The organism is Streptomyces sp. NPDC089919 (assembly GCF_040684615.1).
Lineage (GTDB): Bacteria > Actinomycetota > Actinomycetes > Streptomycetales > Streptomycetaceae > Streptomyces.
This window is the reverse complement of the sequence record NZ_JBFBGK010000029.1, coordinates 41,582-60,062: the sequence shown is the minus strand read 5'-3', so window position 1 is coordinate 60,062 and position 18,481 is coordinate 41,582. Positions and strand designations below refer to the sequence as shown.

Sequence of the window (18,481 nt, the reverse complement as noted above, 5' to 3'; positions counted from 1 at the left end):
GCACCCGGCCCGGCGCGCCCGGTGCCCGGTCAGCCGATCGGCGGACCCCCGGGCCGCGCCGGGCCGGCGGCCGCGCCCGGCCGGTCGGCCAGCCGGCGGGCCAGGTAGGGGGCGGTCCGGCTGCCGGCCGCCCGGGCCACCTCGGCCGGCGGCCCGGCCGCGACGATCCGCCCGCCCGCCTCGCCGCCGCCCGGCCCCAGGTCGATCACCCAGTCGGCGCCCGCCACCACGTCCATGTCGTGCTCGACCACCACCACCGAGTGCCCGGCGTCCACCAGGCCGTGCAACTGCCCCATCAGCACCTCCACATCGGCCGGGTGCAGGCCCGTGGTCGGTTCGTCCAGCAGGTAGAGCGTGTGCTCGCGCCGGACCCGCTGGAGTTCGGTGGCGAGCTTGATGCGCTGGGCCTCGCCGCCGGACAGCTCGGTCGCGGGCTGGCCCAGCCGCAGGTAGCCCAGGCCGATGTCCTGGAGGGCCCGCAGGCTGCGGGCGGCGGCCGGTACCCCGGCGAAGAACTCCGCGGCCGACTCGACGGTCAGCGCCAGGACTTCGGCGATGTTCAGGCCCTGGTGCCGGACCTCCAGGGTCTGCGCGTTGTACCGGGCGCCCGCGCAGTCGGGGCAGGGGGAGTAGGTGCTGGGGAGGAACAGCAGCTCCACCGAGACGAAGCCCTCGCCCTGGCAGGTCTCGCACCGGCCGCCGGGCACGTTGAAGGAGAACCGGCCCGCCTTGTAGCCGCGCGCCCGCGCCTCCGGAGCGGCGGTGAAGAGCCTCCGCACGATGTCGAACAGGCCCGTGTACGTGGCCAGGTTGGAGCGCGGGGTACGGCCGATCGGCTTCTGGTCCACCTCCACCAGCCGGGTCACCGGTCCGGTGTCGCCGCCGTCCGCCAGCCGCTCGGCCACCGTCCCGGCCAGCGCCCGTCCGACCAGGGTGGACTTGCCGGACCCGGACACCCCGGTGACCGCGGTGAACACGCCGAGCGGGAAGGCGGCGTCCAGGCCGTGCAGGTTGTTGCGCCGGACGCCGGACAGCGTGAGGTGACCGGCGGGCGTACGGGGCGGGCGGCGCGGCCGCGCGGCCCGGTCGAACAGGTAGCGGGCGGTCGCCGACCCGGCCACCTCCGCCAGCCCGGCGGGCGGCCCGCAGTGCAGGATCTGCCCGCCGTGCTCGCCCGCCGCCGGGCCGACGTCCACCAGCCAGTCGGCCCGGCGCACCACGTCCAGGTGGTGCTCGACCACGAAGACGGTGTTCCCAGCCTCCTTGAGCCGGTCCAGCACCGCCAACAACGCCTCCGTGTCCGCCGGATGGAGACCGGCGGACGGCTCGTCCAGGACGTACACCACCCCGAACAGCCCCGAGCGCAACTGGGTCGCCAGCCGCAGCCGTTGCAGTTCGCCCGCCGACAGGGTGGGCGCGGTGCGGTCCAAGGAGAGGTAGCCCAGGCCCAGTTCGGTGACCGTCCCGATGCGCGCCAGCAGGTCCCCGGTCAGCACCCGGACCGTCTCGGCGCCGCCCGGGCCGTGCTCCGGCCCGGCCGCCTCCGCCGCCCCGGCTTCGAGGATCCGGGCCAGCTCCGTCAGCGGCAGCCCCGCCAGCTCCGCGACGGTCCGCCCGGCGAAGGTCACCGCCAGTGCCTCCGGCCGCAGCCGGCTGCCCCCGCAGGCGGGACACGGTACCGAGGTCAGAAAGCGCTCGGCACGGGCCCGCAGGGTCGGGCTCTTGCTGTCGGCGAAGGTGCGCATCACATACCGCTGGGCGCTCATGTACGTGCCCTGGTACGGGCGTTGGATGCGGTCGGCCTCGCGCACCGGGTGCACCGTCACCACCGGCTGCTCGTCGGTGAAGAGGATCCACCGGCGGTCCTCGGCCGACAGCTCCCGCCAGGGGCGGTCCACGTCGTAGCCGAGGGCGTCGAGCACGTCGCGCAGGTTCTTGCCCTGCCAGGCCCCCGGCCAGGCCGCGATCGCACCCTCCCGCACGGACAGGCCCGGATCGGGCACCAGCAGCTCCTCGGCGGTGCGGTGGATCCGGCCCAGACCGTGGCAGTCCGGGCAGGCCCCGGCGGCCGTGTTGGGCGAGAAGGCGTCGGAGTCCAGCCGTTCGGCCCCGGCCGGATAGCGGCCGGCCCGGGAGAACAGCATCCGCAGCGAGTTCGAGAGCATGGTGACGGTCCCCACCGACGAGCGGGTCCCGGCGGTGGCCCGCCGCTGCTCCAGGGAGACCGCGGGCGGCAGCCCGGTGATCTCCCCGACCCGGGGCGCGCCCACCTGGTGGATCAGCCGCCGGGCATAGGGCGCCACGGACTCGAAGTACCGGCGCTGCGCCTCGGCGTAGATGGTCCCGAAGGCCAGCGAGGACTTGCCCGACCCCGAGACGCCCGTGAACACGGTCAGCGCGTCGCGGGGGACGTCCACGTCCACCCCGCGCAGGTTGTGCTCCCGGGCGCCCCGGACCCGTACGAAGGGATCGAGGGCCGGAGCGGGCTGCGCCGAGAGCGGGTGCGGGGCGTCCGAGCTGTGCATTTGTCCGATTCTAGGCTGCGGTCCCGGCGCCGGCGCCCGGGGTCGTGCCCGCCAGGGCGGCGAGCCGGGCGTAGGAGTCCAGCAGGGCCTCGCGGTCGTAGGAGCTGGTGGTCACCAGCACCTCGTCCGCGCCCGTCTCCGCGACCGCCTTCTCGAGCTCCGCCCCGACCTGGTCCGCCGTGCCGTGGACGTGGCCGGCGAGCGCGGACTCGTAGAAGCCCCGCTCCTTCGCCGTCATGGCGATCCCCTCGATCCGCTCGGCCGGGAGCAGCGGCGGGAAGCTGCCGCGGGTGCGGGAGTACGCCATCGACCAGGCCTCGGGGAGCAGCAGCCGGCGGGCCGCCTCCTCGGTCTCCGCGACCGCGACCGTGCCCGAGATCACCACGTACGGCCGCGCGGCCCAGGGTGAGGGCCGGAACTCCGCGCGGTAGCGGTCCACGGCCGCGCGCACCCGGTCCCGGCCGCGCAGGTCCCCGACCACCACCGGCAGTCCGGCCCGGGCGGCGATCCCCGCGCCCTCGCCGGTGGCCAGCAGGTACGGCGGGATGCGCAGCCCCTCCGCGGGGTACGCGTGCACCTGCGGGTGGGCGTGCTGCGTGCCGTCCAGCCAGCCCAGCAGCTCGGCCACCTGCTCCTCGAAGCCGTCGGCGTCGGTCAGGTCCCGGCCCAGCGCGCGCCGGATCCCGTCTGTGAACCCCACCGAGCGGCCGAGGCCCAGGTCGATCCGGCCCGGGAACAGAGCCTCCAGGACTCCGAACTGCTCGGCGACCACCAGGGGTTGGTGGTTGGGCAGCATCACGCCGCCGGTGCCGACCCGGAGGGTGGTGGTGGCCGCGGCCACCGCGGCGGCGAGCACGGTCGGGGCGGAGCCGGCGACCCCGGGCACGCTGTGGTGCTCCGACACCCAGAAGCGGTGGTAGCCCAGCTCCTCGGCGCGGCGGGCGAAGGCGACGGTGTCGCGCAGCGCCTCGGCGGGCGGTCGGCCCTCCCGGACCCGGGAGCGGTCCAGGACCGAGAAGCGGATGGCTGCCAGAGCGGGGTTCGCGGTCACTCCTGCATCAACAAGCCGGCGGCGCGGAGATTCCCGGCCGGTCCGGCCGGCGGTGCGGGTGCGGTGCCCGGCGGGCCGCCGGACGCGTCGGCGGCCGTGTCACCGGGGCTGCCTAGGGTGACGGCATGACTGACGCACCCCGGCGGCCGCTGGCCGTCTTCGACTTGGACGGGACGCTCGCCGACACCGCCCACCGGCAGCACTTCCTGGAGCGCCGGCCCCGGGACTGGCAGGGCTTCTTCGCGGCGGCCCCGCAGGACCCGCCGCTGGCGCGGGGCGCGGCGCTGGCGCGGGAGAGCGCCGAGGACTGCGAGGTGGTCTACCTGACGGGCCGGCCCGAGCGCTGCCGCCGGGACACCCTCGACTGGCTGGCCGCGCAGGGGCTGCCGGAGGGGCGGCTGTGGATGCGCGGGGACCAGGACCGCCGGCCGGCCCGGGCGACGAAGCTGGAGACGCTTCGACGGCTCGCCCGGGGCCGGGAGGTCCGGATGCTGGTGGACGACGACGAACTGGTGTGCCAGGCGGCGCGGGCGGCCGGATTCCGGGTGTTGACGGCCGACTGGGCGACCCCCTCGGAGGAGCTGCGCACGGCCCAGGAGCGCGACGGGCGCACCTGACGGACGGACCCGGCCGGCCGGTCAGTCCTCGCCGTCGAGCCGGAAGCCGACCTTCATGCCCACCTGGTAGTGCGCGATCTCGCCGTTCTCGATGTGGCCGCGGACCTGCGTGACCTCGAACCAGTCCAGGTTGCGCAGGGTCTGCCCGGCCCGCTTGACGCCGTTGCGGATCGCCTGGTCGAGACCCTCGTGGGAGGTGCCCACGATCTCGGTCACGCGGTAGGTGTGATTGGACATGTGCCACTCCCGGTGCGGTGAGCTGGTGCTCACTCCACCGTGCCCCACGTCACCCAGGTCCGCGAGGCGTCACACCCCGGCGGACGGGTGACGAACCGGGCACTCCTTGCCCGGTACCACGCCAATTCTGCCGTTTTGCCCACCAGTCGGGGTGTGCCACGTGTGGTTTTCGTGAAGAAAACCTGGCCGATCCCCCTTGACCCCTTCAATTGGTCCATGCCAATTTCAAGCCATCCCCGATCTACCCGAAGGTGGCTTTAGTGAAGATCCGCATCCCCCTGGCCGCGTGCACCTCCGTCGTGGCCGCCATGGCCCTGACGGGCTGCGGCATGCTCCCCGGCGGGGGGTCGGGCACGGAGAAGGTCACCCTCTGGCTGATGAAGGGCAGCGCCTCCGACGAGTTCCTGGACCGCTTCGAGAAGGCCTACGAGGCCGAGCACGACGACGTCGACCTGGAGATCAAGATCCAGGACTGGACGGGCATCGGCGCGAAGGTCCACAAGGTCCTCGAAGGCAAGGACACCGCCGACGTCATCGAGGTCGGCAACACCCAGGTCGCCCAGTACGCCGAGTCCGACCAGCTCAGCGAGGTGACCCTGGAGGGGCTGCGGGACTGGGGCAACAAGGACTGGCTCAAGGGCCTGGCCGAGCCCGGCAGCGTGGACGGGGCGCAGTTCGGCGTGCCCTGGTACGCCGCGAACCGCGTGGTCATCTACAACAAGGACCTCTTCGCCGCGGCCGGCATCAAGACCCCGCCCGCCACCCGCGAGGAGTGGATCCGGGACACCCGCAAGCTGGACGAGGGCACCCGGCAGGGCATCTACCTGGCCGGCCAGAACTGGTACGTGCTCGCCGGGTTCATCTGGGACGAGGGCGGCGAGCTGGCCGACCAGGGCGACGGCCAGTGGAAGGGCGGCCTCGGCAGCCCGCAGGCCCAGCGCGGCATGAGCTTCTACAAGGAACTCCAGGCCCTGGGCGACGGACCCGCGAACGGCGACGAGGAAACGCCCCCGCAGACCGACGTGTTCGCCCGCGGGGACGTGGCGCAGATCATCGCCACCCCCGGCAGCGCCGCCCAGATCGAGCAGCGCAACCCCGAACTGAAGGGCAAGCTCGGCTACTTCCCGATCCCCGGCAAGACGGCCGGCAAGCGCGGCGCGGTCTTCACCGGCGGCTCCGACCTCATCATCCCGGCGAACACCGGGCGCCGCCGGGCCGCCGTCGAGGTGATCTCGGCGCTGGTGAGCGAGAAGTGGCAGACCGATCTGGCCCGGACGATGAGCTACGTGCCGAACAAGACCACCCTGGCGCACGTGATCGAGGACAACGAGGCCACCGCGGCGATGGCGGCCGGGGCCGCCCAGGGCCGGGCCACCCCGACCTCCGCACGGTGGGCCGAGGTCGAGGCGAAGAACCCGATCAAGCCCTACATGACCGCCGTCCTGTCCGGCGCGGACCCCGCCCGGGCGGCCGCCGTGGCGGACCAGGAGATCGCCCGGGTCCTCAACCAGGACCGGTGACCGGGCGGGGTCCGGGAGGGCGGGGCAGGGCTGGGCGGGGCCGGGCGAGGCGGGGTCGCGTGGCCGCCGCGCGGCTCCGGCCACGGGGGTAACACGTGTTGGATGTGGGCTTCGCCATGCTTCCCGAGGCGCTGGAGTAACACGTGTTACGCCGACGCCCCGGCGCCTGGTTCCGGCCGTCCGCGGCGGCCGGAACCCGCCATTCGCCGTTCGCACATCCGGGGGCCCCTGGGCCGTCATGTCGAATCCAGCCGGTCACGGAAGAAGTAAGGAGCCAGGCCCGACCACCGGGCCCGGCGACCTGCTCGGACCTGGAGCCGCCATGACCATCGCCCCGCTCTCTCCTGTCCCCGCCCCCCTCACCGCCCCGGCCCCCGCCCCCGTCCTGCTGCCCGCGCCCGCCCCCGACGGCACCGCGGAGCCCCGGTACACCGTCCGCCTGGCCCGCGACGAGGCCGAGGTGCGCGCCGCCCAGCGGCTGCGCCACCAGGTCTTCGCCGGCGAGATGGGCGCCCTCCTCGAAGGCCCCGAGCCGGGCCTGGACTCCGACGCCTTCGACGCCTACTGCGACCACCTGCTCGTCCTGGACGACGCCACCGGCGAGGTGGTCGGCACCTACCGGCTGCTGCCGCCCGAGCGGGCCGCGGTGGCCGGCCGGCTCTACTCCGACGGCGAGTTCGACCTCCGCAACCTCGACCCGATCCGCTCCGACCTCGTCGAGGTCGGGCGCTCCTGCGTGCACCCCGCACACCGCAACGGCGCCGTGATCGCCCTGATCTGGGCCGGACTGGCCCGCTACATGGCGCAGAGCGGGCACAACTGGCTCGCCGGCTGCTGCTCGGTACCGCTGGCCGACGGCGGCGCGCTGGCGGCCGTTACACGAGACACCGTGATGTCCCGCAACCTCGCCCCCGAGGAGTACCGGGTCACCCCCCTGCGGCCCTGGGACCACGAGGGCGTGCTGCGTCCCGGCCGGGCCGAGCTGCCGCCCCTGCTGCGCGGATACCTGCGGCTGGGCGCCTGGGTCTGCGGCGAGCCCGCGCACGACCCCGAGTTCGGCGTGGCCGACCTGTACGTGCTGCTCTCGCTGCGCCGTACCAACCCCCGCTACCTGCGCCACTTCCTGTCCCTGGTGCCCGAGGCATGAGCAGCTGGCTGCCCGGGGCGCCCTGCACCCCGCAGGACTGCGCCGACCCGGACGTCCCCCGGGTCGCCGCGCCGCTGGCCGTGCTCCGGCTGACCGCCGCCATGGCCGTGCTCCTGGTCGGCATCACGGGCGCCGCGGCGGTCCGGCCGCTGCGCCCGGCCCGCCGGGCGCAGCTCACCCGGCTCTGGGCCCGGGCGCTGGTCCGCGCCTTCGGCGTCCGGGTGCGGGTGCACGGCGGGCCCGGGCCGGCCGGCGGGCGGCTGGTGGTGCCCAACCACATCTCGTGGCTGGACGTCCCGCTGGTGGCCGCCGCGCTGCCGAGCAGGATGCTGGCCAAGAGCGAGGTGCGGGGCTATCCCGTCATCGGGGCCCTCGCGGCCCGGGCCGGCACGCTGTTCATCGAGCGGGACCGGCTGCGCGCCCTGCCCCGCACCGTGGCCGGGCTCGCCCGGCTGCTGGCCGCGGGTACACGTGTAACGGTCTTCCCCGAGGGGAGCACCTGGTGCGGCCGGGCCCGGGGCCGCTTCCGGCCCGCCGTCTTCCAGGCGGCCCTGGACGCCGGGGTGCCGGTCCAGCCCGTCCGGATCGACTACCGGCTGCCCGACGGGGGCCTGGCCACCGCCCCGGCCTTCGTCGGCGACGACGGGCTGGGCACGTCCCTGTGGCGGGTGGCCCGGGCCCGGGGCGTCCGCGCCGAAGTCCGGCTGCTGCCCCGGATACCGCCCGGCCGCCACCCCGACCGCCGGGCCCTGGCCCGGGCCGCCCAGGAGGCCGTGGCCACCGCCCCGGAGCCGGTGCTCGGCCCGGACCTCGATCCGGGGCCCGCTCCGGACCTCGATCCGGCGTCCGAGGCCCCGGCCTCCCAGGCCCCTGCCCCCGGGGTTCCCGCGCCCGTCCTGCCCGCCGTCCCCCGTCAGCCCGCCGTCGCCAGCGAGAGCGCGAAGCGCCCGGCCGCGTCTGTCCACCACTGCGTCAGTTCGAGTCCTGCCGCTGCCAGTTCCTCCCGTACCCGCTCCTGACGGAACTTCGCCGAGACCTCGGTGCGGATCTCCTCACCCGCGCCGAAGGGCACGACCAGGTCCAAGGCCCGTATCTTCACGTTGAGTTCGGTACGGGCCCGCAGGCGCATCTCGATCCACTCCTGCTCCGTGTCCCACACCGCCACGTGCTCGAAGTCCGCCGGGTGGAAGTCCGCGTCCAGCTCGCGGTTCATCACGGAGAGCACGTTCTTGTTGAACTCCGCGGTGACCCCGGCCGCGTCGTCGTACGCGGCCACCAGGGTCGCCTCGTCCTTGACCAGGTCCGTACCGAGCAGCAGGGCGTCGCCGGGCGAGAGCATCGCCCGGACCGCCCGCAGGAACTCCGCCCGCTCCGCCGGCAGCAGGTTGCCGATGGTCCCGCCGAGGAAAACCACCAGCCGCGGGCCGGGGGAGTCGGGCAGCTCCAACGGCCGGGTGAAGTCCGCGATCAGGGCGTGCACGCGCAGTCGCGGGTGCTCGGCCAGCAGGGTCTCGGCCGCCCCGGTCAGGGCGCTCTCGCTCACGTCCACCGGTACGTACAGCTCCAGGCCGGGCATCGCCTCGATCAGGTGCCGGGTCTTCTCCGATGAGCCCGAACCGAGTTCCACGAGGGTGCGCGCCCCGCTGGCCGCGGCGATCTCCCCGGCCCGCGCCAGCAGGATCTCCCGCTCGGCCCGGGTCGGGTAGTACTCGGGCAACCGGGTGATGTCCTCGAAGAGTTCGCTGCCGCGGCCGTCGTAGAACCATTTGGGCGGCAGCCACTTGTCGGGCCGGGTCAGCCCGGCCAGCACGTCGGCGCGCAGTGCGCTCTCCGCGGCGTTCTCGTCGAGGGTGCGGGTCAGCAGGAAACGGCTCACGGGGTCGGCTCCTTGAGCGGGGTCAGCAGGACGTCGTCGCGGGTGGCGGTCAGCAGGGTCCGGTCGGGCACCTCGGCCCAGCGCGGATCGTCGTCGTACGGTTCCGAGGCCACCGCCACCCGGCCGGCCGCCGGATCGGCGAGGTACCACAGCGAGTCGCCCCAGGCCGTGGCGAGGATCCGGTCGCCGTCCGTCAGGAGCAGGTTCAGCCGGGAGCCGGGTGCCGCCGCGGCCAGCTCCCGGACCGGCTCCGAGACCGCGGCCGCCGGGTCCTCGCCGGCGCGCAGCCGGTGCGCGATCAACGCCCAGACCAGCGCCGAATCGGTTCTGCACTCCAGGGACAGCAGGGCGGCCGGCGGCAGACCGGCGGCCAGCGGCGCGACCGCGTCCGGCCAGTCCCGCAGCGCGCCGTTGTGGCTGAACAGCCAGCGGCCGTCCGCGAACGGCGCCGCCGCGGCCTCGCCGTCCGCCCCGGGCTCGGTCGCGTCCCGGACGGCGGCCAGCAGCGCCCCGCTGCGCACCACCCGGGCCAGGTCCGTGAAGGACGGGTCGGCCCAGATGGGGCCCGGGCGGCGGTAGCGGGCCGGCACCGGATCCTGGTCCGCGTACCAACCCACGCCGAAACCGTCGGCGTTGACGGTGCCGTAGCGCTGCCGCCGCGGCGCCCAGGACTGCCGGAACAAGCCGTGCGCCGGATCCGTCAGCAGCCTTCCCAACGGCACCGGCGGTCCCAGGTATGCAATGTGACGGCACATCAGAGGCTCCGGGCGGTGCGGAAGCCGGCGAAGATCTGCCGGCGCACCGGCAGGTCCCAGTTGCGGAAGGTGCCCCGGCAGGCCACCTGGTCGACGGCGAAGGAACCGCCGCGCAGCACCTTGTGCTCGGGGCCGAAGAACACCTCGGAGTACTCCCGGTACGGGAACGCCCGGAAGCCCGGGTAGCCGGTGAAGTCGCTCGCGGTCCACTCCCACACGTCACCGATCAGCTGGCGCACCCCCAGCGGCGAGGCGCCCTTGGGGTAGCTGCCGGCCGGCGCCGGACGCAGGTGCCGCTGGCCCAGGTTGGCGTGTTCCGGCGTCGGGTCCTCGTCGCCCCACGGATAGCGGCGGGACCGCCCGGTCGCCGGGTCGAAGCGGGCGGCCTTCTCCCACTCGGCCTCGGTGGGCAGCCGCCGGCCCGCCCAACGGGCGTACGCGTCGGCCTCGTACCAGCTCACGTGCAGCACCGGCTCGTCGGCCGGGACCATCTCCGTCGCCCCGAACCGGCGCCGCAGCCACTGGCCGGCCTCGGCCCGCCAGAAGAGCGGGGCGGTGATCCCGTGCCGGCGGATCTGGTCCCAGCCCTCCGGAGCCCACCACCGACGGTCCGTGTAGCCGCCGTCGGCCATGAAGGCCTGGTAGTCGGCGTTGGTCACCGGCACGGTGTCGATCCAGAAGGGCGCCACCTCCCGGTCGTGCGCCGGGCGTTCGTTGTCCAGCGACCAGGGCTCGGCCGAGGTGCCCATGGTGAAGGGACCGCCCGGGACCAGCACTTCGGCGGCGACCGGCGCCGGTCCGCTCGGTGGCGCCGGATCGGGTGCGGTGAGCACGGGCGCGCCGCGCCGGAGCTGATGAGTGATCAGCATCGTCTCGTCGTGCTGCTGTTCGTGCTGGGCGATCATGCCGAAGGCGAAGCCGCCGTCGAGCAGGTCGCTGCCCTCGAAGGGGGCGTGCTCCAGCACGTCGAAGACCCGGCCGCGGACCTCGGCGGCGTACTTGCGGGCCTCGTCCGGCGGCAGCAGCGGCAGCTTGGGGCGCTCGGCCCGCGGGTGCTCGAAGGCGTCGTAGAGCGGGTCGATCTCGGGGTGCATGGCCTCCCGGCCGGCCACCTGGCGCAGCAGCCAGAGCTCTTCCATGTTCCCGATGTGCGCCAGGTCCCAGACCAGCGGGGACATCAGCGGCGAGTGCTGCGCCGTGAGGTCCGGGTCCTCGACGCAGTCGGTGAGGGCGCTGGTGCGGGCCCGCGCGGTGGTGAGGGCGGCCAGCGCCCGCTCGCGCGCGTCCTGCGGGGCGTGGTTCACGTTCGGGGTTCCTTCCGGTGCGTCCGGAGCATCGGGTACGAGGGGTGCGGCCGGTCGGCGGGCGGCGGTACGGGACGCCCCGCGGCGGCCCGGGCGCCGGCCGCCGGGCGGGCGTGGGCGAGGGCCCCGTCGGCGCGGCGGGCGTCCGTGGAGGCGCGGCCGAGGGGGTGGTCGTCGGCCGGGCAGCGGCCCTGCTCGACGTACCGCTCGGTGAAGTCCGCGACCGCGTCGCACACCGGCCCGGACGCGCCGATCCGGGGCAGCGCGTCGAGGGCGGCCCGGAAGCAGGCCCGGGCGGCCGCCCCGAGGTCCGGATGGGCCGTGCCGTACCGGGCGGCGGCCCGCCACAGCGGGTTGCGGGGCGCGGCGGCCGGCCCGGCGGTGTCCCCGAGCGCCTTCACGGCCCGGTAGGCCGTCTCCGCAGCCTCCGGGTCGTCGAACAGCGCCGCCACCACGGCGACCGGCACCAGCCAGCCGTCCTCGCCCGGCTGCGCGTCGATCATCCGCAGTTCCAGGTGGCCGCGGGGGCGCACCGGCGGGAAGAGGGTGGTCAGGTGGTACTCCAGGTCCTCCCGGGTGGGCCGGCGCAGGCCGTCGCCGGCCGCCGTCCGGGTCCAGTCGCGGAAGGTCAGCCCACCCGGCGCGTCCCAGGGGGCACCGTCGGCGGACCGCAGGCACATCACCTCGGTGTCCAGCGCGTGCCGCGCCCAGGCGGCCCGGGGCTCCCCGGGCGGCGGCGCCAGGTTGCGGCGGTGGTCGAGATCGGCCCACACGCCCTGGCGGGCGGACCGCCAGCCGCGGTACGGCCCCTCGGCGGCCGGGGAGTTGGCGAAGGCCGCGACCAGGACGGCGCCGAGCAGGTGCGCCAGCGCCCAGCGCCGGGCGTGCCCCAGCGGCCCCGGCTCCTCCTGACCGGCGTCCACACAGACCTGGACGGAGGCGGAGGAGCACATCATGGCGCGCCCGGCCGGGCCGGTGCGGTCGAAGTAGCGTTCCATCGCGTCGTAGCGCGGGGCCCGCAGCACGCGGCGCGGCGGCCGGCGGTCGTGACCCAGGCCGGTCAGGCGCAGGTCGTGCGTGCGGAGGGTGGCGCGGACCAGGTCCAGGTCCGCCCGGAGGGTGTCGATGCACTCCATCAGGGAGTCGGCGGGCGGCGAGCTGAGCTCGAGCTGTCCGCCGGGTTCTGTGGTGAACCGGGAGGCGAGGGTCAGGCCGCGGACGGCCTGGTGAGCGGCCTCGAGGCGCTCAGGGGTGAGGACTGCGGCGGGGTCCCCGGTGTCGTGGACCAGCCACTCCAGCTCGGCACCGATCCGCCCGGGCGGGCCGGTCTTGAAGCAGATGCCGCGCACCAGCTCCTCCGTCTCGGCCTCGGTGAGGGCCGGGGCGTCGTCGGAGCGGGATTCGTGGGGCATTGCGGGATCCTCCTCTCGAAAGCCATGACGGGTCCTTGCCAGGCTAAGCAACGCTATTCGAGGGGCACTTGAAAGATCCTCAAGATGCTGAAACACGGTGTTCACACGACCGCGCCGGGGTGCGGCACGACGCGCGAGCGCCTTCCGTCACGACGAAGCGGTCGGGACGAGACTCAGCCTACCCATAGGCAAATCGGATATTCCAGACGGCGGACGCCGGTCGCGGGCCCCGCCGGGTACCGGAACGCACCGCACCCGGGCGGATGCGGTGCGTCGCAGGGGGCCGGGTCCGCTGCTCCGAACGGGGCAGGGGCCGGGAAACCGGGGCTCTCCGCGGCTCAGCTCCAGCCGTAGCGCTCCCGCAGCCGGTTGCGCACGACGTCGAACCGCCCCCGGTCCAGCGCGCAGGCCTCCCGCCGCATCCCGGCCTCCGTCACCCGCAGCACCCGGTCCACGTCCACCCAGGACTCCCGCCCCTCCCGGTCCCAGGGCCCGGTGCCGATCGGCACCCACTCGCGGTCGTGGTCGTGCCGCTTGCTGGACAGCTGTACGGCGAGCAGGGTCCCGCCCGGCTCCCGCGCCACCACCAGCACCGGCCGGTCCTTGCCCCGCCCGTCGTTCTCCTCGTACGGCACCCAGGTCCACACGATCTCCCCCGGGTCCGGGTCCCCGTCGTGCTCGGGCGCGTACTCGGTCCGCACCCGTCCGACCGCGGCGGCCTCGACCTCCACGGTGTCCCCGCCGGGCCCCGCCCCGCTCTCCCGCTGCCGCCCGACCTGCCCACTGCCCTGCTGCGAAGGTGCCGTCATGTCCCAGAGGGTAGTGGTCCGGCACCGTCGTCACCCCGGCCGCCGGTCCGGGGCCGCGCGGCGGCGGCCGGCGGGGGCCCGCGGGCTCGTGGGCGGCGGTCTCAGGCGGCGGTCGGCCAGTGCTCGAACCAGCGGCGGTCGGCTTCCAGTTGGGCGGCCAGGGAGATCAGGAGGGGCTCGCTGTGGGCGGGGCCCAGGAGTTGGGCGCCGACCGGGAGGCCGTCGGGGGAGAAGCCGGCCGGGACGTTGACGGCCGGCCAGCCCAGGACGTTCCAGGTCCAGGCGTACGGGCAGGCGGCTATCACGGTCCGCTCGGTGTCCAGCGTGTTCAGGCCGGACAGCATGCCGATCCGCGGCGCCGGTACGGCCGTCGAGGGGGTCAGGACCACGTCGAACCGCCCGAAGATCTCCCCGATCCGCCGGTGCATCGTCCGCTCGGTGCGCCGCGCCAGCCGCAGCGGCGCCCCGCCCAGCAGCCGTCCGGTGCGTACGGTCTCCCGCGTGCGGGGGTCCAGCAGGCTCTGGTCGGGCACCTTGGCGGCCCAGTCCCGGACTCCGCCGGTGGCGCGGGGTACGAAGGTGAGCCCGATCTGCCCGTAGCGCGGATCGGCCACCGCCACCTCGTGGCCCAGTGCCAGCAGCCGTCCCGCCAGCGACTCGACCGCCGAACGCACCTCGGGGTCCAGGGACTTGGGGGTGGCGGTGAACGGCATCCGCAGGGACAGGGCGATCCGCAGCCGGCGCGGGGTGCGGCGGGCCGCGGCCGAGGCGTCGACCGTGCCCGGCCGGTGCAGATCGCCGGGGTGCTGTCCGCTGGCCGCGTCCAGCAGGGCGGCGGCGTCACCGACCGTCCGGGCCAGCACGCCGTTGACGGTGATGCCCTGGAAGGACTCCGGCTCCGGCCAGGTCGAGATGCGGCCGCGCTGCGGCTTGATGCCGACCAGGTGCGTCCAGGCCGCCGGGATGCGGATCGACCCGGCGCCGTCGGAGCCCAGCGCGGCCGGCACCAGCCCGGCGGCGACGGCGGCCGCGGAGCCGCCGGAGGAACCACCGGGGGTGTGCGCCGGGTTCCAGGGGTTACACGTGTTGCCGAAGGCCGTGCCCTCGGTGATGGGCCACTGGCCCAGCTCGGGGGTGTTGGTCTTCCCCACGATCACCGCGCCGGCGGCCCGCAGCCGGCGTACCGCCTCGCTGTCCGCCGCCTTGCGCGGGAATGCGCCCCGGCAGCCGAACGCGGTCGGTTCCCCGGCCACGTCCATGTCGTCCTTGACGGCCAGCGGCACCCCCAGCAGCGGCAGCCGCTCACCGGCGGCCAGCCGCCGGTCGGCGTCCGCCGCCTCGGCCAGCGCGGCCTCCGCCCGGATGATCCGGAAGGCGTTCAGCCGCGGCTGCGACTCCTGGATGCGTTCCAGTGACTGGAGCGTCAACTCCCGCGCGGACACCTCGCCTGCGGCGAGCATGCGCACCGTCTCGGTCAGACCCGCCGCGCGCGTGGCCGTACGTGTCTCGGACATGGACCCTCCCCGTTACCGCTCGGTCGTACCGAAAGTAACGGGGCGGCCTCGTCCGGTACTTGATCCGATCAGGACCGGCTCTGCCGTGCAGCTCGAGTCGATCCGGACCGGTCCGAGACGTGATGTCGAGCGCGCCCGGGTCGTTGCGGGGCGGTATGGACGAACCGGTCCCGGCGCGTCAGATCCAGCCGGTCAGGGACGACATGAAACCGTCGAAGTCGTCGCGGTGGATGGTGTGTCCGGCGCCCTCGACCGTCCGGACCTCGAAGCCGCGCCCGGTCAGCAGGGCGGCCCGCGCCTCGTCGATGAGGAAGCTGGGCCCGGCCAGTTGCACCAGAGAGGGGACCACCGGGGTGGCCGGCAGCAGGTCGGTGCCCGACAGCGGCGCCAGACAGAGGGCGGTGGCCTCGTCCCAGGCAGCCAGCGTGGCGAGTTCGACCGCCACGTCGGCGGCCTCCCAACGGGGGTTGAGCTGTGCGACCTGCTCCCGGGTCGCCGACTTGAACTGCGCGAACAGCTCAGGCCCGAAGCCCTCCTCGGGCGCGGCCAGGTGCCAGGCGGGGTCCGAGTAGACCGCCCGGGCCGGGCGCAGTCGGTCGACCGCGAGCGAGAGGGCCAGGCCGCCGAGGGAGTGGCCGATGGCCAGCTCCGCGCCCGCCGGCAGGCTCTCCACCAGGTCGTCGGCGAACTCCCGGGGCCCGTAGTCGCCCCGGCCGCTGGCGCCGTGGCCGCGCAGGTCGACCCCGATGACCCGGTAGCCGCGGTCGGCCAACGCGGGACCCACCCGCCGCCAGGTGCGGTGGTCGGACATGATGCCGTGGACGAGCAGGGCGATGCGGTCGCCCTCGCCCCAGGTGTGGGTGTGGAGCTGCACGGTGGTGCCTTTCTGAGGTGTTACGGGTGATGTCGCGAAGGGTGTTACACGTGTTGCCGCGGTGGCGGTGGCGGTGGCGGTGGCGGTGGCGGTGGCGGTGGCGGTGGCGGTCGCTCAGGGCGGGGCGGCCGCCGCACCCGCCTCAGCGCACCGGCCTCACCGCACCGAGCGGATCGGCCGGACGGCGAGCGCGCCGGCCACGGACAGCAGGGCCGCCACGATGAACAGGGCGGTGTACCCGCCGCTGACCGAGACGATGGCCGAGGCGATGAAGGGCGCGACGATCTGGGGCCCGGCGTTGGCGATGTTCAGTACGCCCATGTCGCGGGCCGCGTCCTCGGCGGCCGGCAGGACCATGGTCACCAGGGCCGTGTCGACCGCCATGTAGCAGCCGAAGCCCAGCCCGTTGACCACCGAGAAGACCAGCATCGCGGGCCAGCTCGCGGAGACCGCCGGGATGGCCAGGGCGAGCGCCGACAGCAGCGCGGAGGCGCCGACGAAGAGCTTGCGCCGGTCGAAGCGGTCGGAGAGGTACCCGCCCAGCACGGTGGAGACCACCATGGTCACGCTGGTCAGCGGCATCAGGATCGCCACCGCCGCCTCCGGCTCCATCCCGGCCGGCAGCCGGGTGTGGTCCTGGAGGATGTACAGCTGGTAGGCGCTGACCGAGAAGTAGCCGAGGACGAGCAGTGCGCGCCCGATGAACGCCCACCGGAAGTCGTGGTCGCGCAGCGCCCCCGCGAAGGCCGCGAGCTGCGCCCGGACCGGCAGCGGGGCCTTGGCCGGCCGTCGCTCCTCCCGGGTGCAGGCGGTGAAGAGCACCGCCGCCGCGGCCACGATCGCGCCGAAGACCAGGTAGCCGGTGCGGTAGTGGTCGGAGAAGGCCGCGCCGAGCAGCGCACCGAGCGTGGAGCCGAAGGGCAGGCCCAGACCGACCGCGGCGGAGGCCTTGCCGCGGGCGGCCACCGGCACCCGGTCGGGGACGACGGAGGTGATCGCGGCCTGGTAGACGTTCATGACCGCCTGGCCCAGGCACCAGGCCAGGGTGATCAGGGCGATGGTGTCGACCGCGCCGAGCAGCAGCATCGCCGGTACGGCGAGCAGGCCGCCGCCGAGGATCCACGGGTTGCGCCGGCCGGTGCGGTCGGAGAGCGCGCCGGCGACCGGGTTGAAGACCGTCGCGAAGATCGCGGAGACCCCCGCGATCAGGCCGAAGTTGGAAACCTTGTTCGCCGGGTCGACGGACTCCACCTGCAGTGCGAGCAGGACGCCGGCGACGCCGATGTAGAGGCCGTACATGGCGGTGTTGCCGACCAGGAGCAGGGGCAGCAGCCCGCGGGCGGGTGCGCTCCGAGGGGTCGGGGCGGCCTCGGACGTGCCGGTGCCGGGGGAGGTAAGGGCCACGGTGCCCTCCAGGGCAGGGGACGGGGGAGGGGGCGGGGGAACGGGCGGCGTCGACCGGAAGAGCCGGGGAGAACGGCCCTGCCCGGGCGACGAGAGGGGACTGACGAGAGGGGACTGCGGAGGACTGGATGGGTGAACCGCGCGGGACTGCGCAGGGGGGGCGAGGGCCGAACGCGATCATGCGGTGACACGTGTAAGTAACTCGTGTAACCACTGTCTAGCATCCGTTTCAGGCCATCCGCTAGACCCCGGATCCGACCGGTCTGGAAAGATGCCAGCGCAATGTCACATTCATCGAAGCCGGGGGCCGCGGCCCCCGCCGCCCCCGCCGTGCCGACCAGTGCGGACGTCGCCCGCCTGGCCGGCGTGTCCCGCGCCACCGTCTCGTACGTCCTGAACAACGCCGAGTCCGTCCGCATCAGCGAACCGACCCGCCGCAAGGTCCGCGAGGCCGCCGAGGAGCTGGGGTACGTCCCGCACGCCGCGGCCCGCAGCCTGCGCGCCGGCCACACCCGGATCGTGCTGCTGCCCACCCCGCACATCCCCATCGGCCCGCTCTACAGCCGCTTCTTCAACGAACTCCAGTGGGCCCTGCGGCGGTTGGACTACACCGTCGTGCAGTACGGCAGCCTCGGCCTGAGCGGTGACCAGGCGGCCCGGGCCTGGGCGGAGCTGCGCCCGGTCGCGGTGATCTCCCTCGGCGAGATCGCCCTCTCCGCCCGCAACGTCGGCACCCTCAAGCGGGCCGGAGCGCGCGCCGTGATCACCCTCGGCACCGGCGGGGTGCCCGGGGCGCACGCCCTGGTCATGGACCAGTCCGAGGTGGGCCTGCGGGCCGTCGGGCACCTGCTGGAGGGCGGCCGGCGCCGGATCGGCGTGGTGGTCCCCGAGGAGGAGGGGCTGGACCTCTTCTCCGCTCCCCGCCTGGCAGGGGCGCGCAGGGCGGCCGAGGCCGTCGGGGCGCACGTGGAACCGCTGCCGATGAGCTACACCGAGGTCAGCGCCGAACGCCTGGCCGCCCGCTGGGGCGGGCTGGGCCTGGACGGCGTCTTCGCGTACAACGACGAGTACGCCATGCTCCTGATGCGCGCCCTGCAGGACGCCGGGCAGCGGATCCCCGAGGACGTGGCCGTGATCGGTGCGGACGACCTGCTGATCGGTCGGCTGCTCCGGCCGCGGCTGAGCACCGTCCAGATCGAGCTGCCCACCGGCGACACCCTCGCCGCGCTGGTCGACCGGGTGGTCCGGGAGCCGGTCGAGGCGCAGGAGCGGCACGACCTGATGGCCGCCCGGGTACTGGCCCGCGAGTCCGGCTGACCGGTCCGGAGGGGGTACGCGGGACCCTCGCCGGGGCATCGTCGCAGGTGGGGGCGGGGGGCCGTTGACAGCGGGGCGCGCCGGGCGGAGACTGCGGGCGCGTTGATCAGGATGCGCCC

Annotated in this window: 16 protein-coding genes; 5 read left to right on the top strand and 11 right to left on the bottom strand. The window is 74.7% G+C overall.

Annotated elements, in window-relative coordinates:
* Window positions 1–29: 29 nt before the first annotated feature.
* Both AB0O40_RS15110 and AB0O40_RS15105 read right to left on the bottom strand, forming a co-directional pair.
* A complete protein-coding gene (locus AB0O40_RS15110) occupies window positions 30–2,525 on the bottom strand; it encodes an excinuclease ABC subunit UvrA (protein WP_365040459.1) in 2,496 nt (831 codons plus the stop codon).
* A gap of 10 nt (window positions 2,526–2,535) precedes the next feature.
* Window positions 2,536–3,576 carry an LLM class flavin-dependent oxidoreductase gene (locus AB0O40_RS15105; RefSeq protein ID WP_365040456.1) on the bottom strand — a complete coding sequence of 347 codons (1,041 nt, stop codon included), beginning with the start codon at window positions 3,574–3,576 and terminating at the stop codon, window positions 2,536–2,538.
* A 125-nt stretch (window positions 3,577–3,701) separates the two neighbouring features.
* On the opposite strand from AB0O40_RS15105, the gene AB0O40_RS15100 reads away from it, so the two are divergent.
* Complete coding sequence (locus AB0O40_RS15100) at window positions 3,702–4,193, top strand: hypothetical protein (protein WP_365040454.1); 492 nt, start codon at window positions 3,702–3,704, stop codon at window positions 4,191–4,193.
* A gap of 21 nt (window positions 4,194–4,214) precedes the next feature.
* On the opposite strand, the gene AB0O40_RS15095 is transcribed toward AB0O40_RS15100, so the two are convergent.
* A complete protein-coding gene (locus tag AB0O40_RS15095; protein WP_365040451.1) occupies window positions 4,215–4,430 on the bottom strand; it encodes a dodecin in 216 nt (71 codons plus the stop codon).
* Between the two features lie 260 nt (window positions 4,431–4,690).
* On the opposite strand from AB0O40_RS15095, the gene AB0O40_RS15090 reads away from it, so the two are divergent.
* The 3 genes from AB0O40_RS15090 (at window position 4,691) to AB0O40_RS15080 (ending at window position 8,116) form a co-directional block, all read left to right on the top strand.
* Window positions 4,691–5,950, top strand: a complete 1,260-nt coding sequence (locus AB0O40_RS15090) for an extracellular solute-binding protein (protein WP_365040448.1) — start codon at window positions 4,691–4,693, stop codon at window positions 5,948–5,950.
* A gap of 322 nt (window positions 5,951–6,272) precedes the next feature.
* The gene (locus tag AB0O40_RS15085) at window positions 6,273–7,097 is read left to right on the top strand and encodes a GNAT family N-acyltransferase (RefSeq protein WP_365040445.1); all 825 of its coding nucleotides are present in this window, start codon (window positions 6,273–6,275) and stop codon (window positions 7,095–7,097) included.
* Entirely contained in the window at window positions 7,094–8,116 is a 1,023-nt protein-coding gene (locus tag AB0O40_RS15080) for a 1-acyl-sn-glycerol-3-phosphate acyltransferase (RefSeq protein WP_365040443.1), read from the top strand. The genes AB0O40_RS15085 and AB0O40_RS15080 overlap by 4 nt, the downstream gene beginning before the upstream one ends.
* Here AB0O40_RS15080 and egtD read toward each other — a convergent pair.
* The 8 genes from egtD to AB0O40_RS15040 all read right to left on the bottom strand — a co-directional run bounded on the left by egtD (window position 8,011) and on the right by AB0O40_RS15040 (window position 17,045).
* Complete coding sequence (egtD, locus tag AB0O40_RS15075) at window positions 8,011–8,973, bottom strand: L-histidine N(alpha)-methyltransferase (RefSeq protein WP_365040440.1); 963 nt, start codon at window positions 8,971–8,973, stop codon at window positions 8,011–8,013. The genes AB0O40_RS15080 and egtD overlap by 106 nt on opposite strands.
* Window positions 8,970–9,728: an ergothioneine biosynthesis protein EgtC gene (gene egtC / locus AB0O40_RS15070; RefSeq protein ID WP_365040437.1), complete on the bottom strand. Its 759-nt coding sequence runs from the start codon at window positions 9,726–9,728 to the stop codon at window positions 8,970–8,972. The genes egtD and egtC overlap by 4 nt, the downstream gene beginning before the upstream one ends.
* Window positions 9,728–11,032 carry an ergothioneine biosynthesis protein EgtB gene (egtB, locus tag AB0O40_RS15065; protein WP_365040434.1) on the bottom strand — a complete coding sequence of 435 codons (1,305 nt, stop codon included), beginning with the start codon at window positions 11,030–11,032 and terminating at the stop codon, window positions 9,728–9,730. Before egtB ends, egtC begins: the two co-directional genes overlap by 1 nt.
* The gene (gene egtA, locus AB0O40_RS15060) at window positions 11,029–12,444 is read right to left on the bottom strand and encodes an ergothioneine biosynthesis glutamate--cysteine ligase EgtA (protein ID WP_365040431.1); all 1,416 of its coding nucleotides are present in this window, start codon (window positions 12,442–12,444) and stop codon (window positions 11,029–11,031) included. The genes egtB and egtA overlap by 4 nt, the downstream gene beginning before the upstream one ends.
* Before the next feature lie 338 nt (window positions 12,445–12,782).
* Complete coding sequence (locus tag AB0O40_RS15055) at window positions 12,783–13,253, bottom strand: type II toxin-antitoxin system PemK/MazF family toxin (protein ID WP_365040428.1); 471 nt, start codon at window positions 13,251–13,253, stop codon at window positions 12,783–12,785.
* 101 nt (window positions 13,254–13,354) lie between these two features.
* On the bottom strand, window positions 13,355–14,767 hold the full coding sequence (locus AB0O40_RS15050; protein WP_365040425.1) for an amidase: 1,413 nt from the start codon (window positions 14,765–14,767) through the stop codon (window positions 13,355–13,357).
* Between the two features lie 178 nt (window positions 14,768–14,945).
* Entirely contained in the window at window positions 14,946–15,641 is a 696-nt protein-coding gene (locus tag AB0O40_RS15045) for an alpha/beta hydrolase (protein WP_365040422.1), read from the bottom strand.
* Between the two features lie 156 nt (window positions 15,642–15,797).
* Window positions 15,798–17,045, bottom strand: coding sequence for an MFS transporter (locus AB0O40_RS15040; protein ID WP_365040419.1), 1,248 nt, complete (start codon window positions 17,043–17,045; stop codon window positions 15,798–15,800).
* Between the two features lie 282 nt (window positions 17,046–17,327).
* Between AB0O40_RS15040 and AB0O40_RS15035 the strand changes: the two genes are divergently transcribed.
* Window positions 17,328–18,362, top strand: coding sequence for a LacI family DNA-binding transcriptional regulator (locus tag AB0O40_RS15035; RefSeq protein ID WP_365040416.1), 1,035 nt, complete (start codon window positions 17,328–17,330; stop codon window positions 18,360–18,362).
* Window positions 18,363–18,481 lie beyond the last annotated feature (119 nt).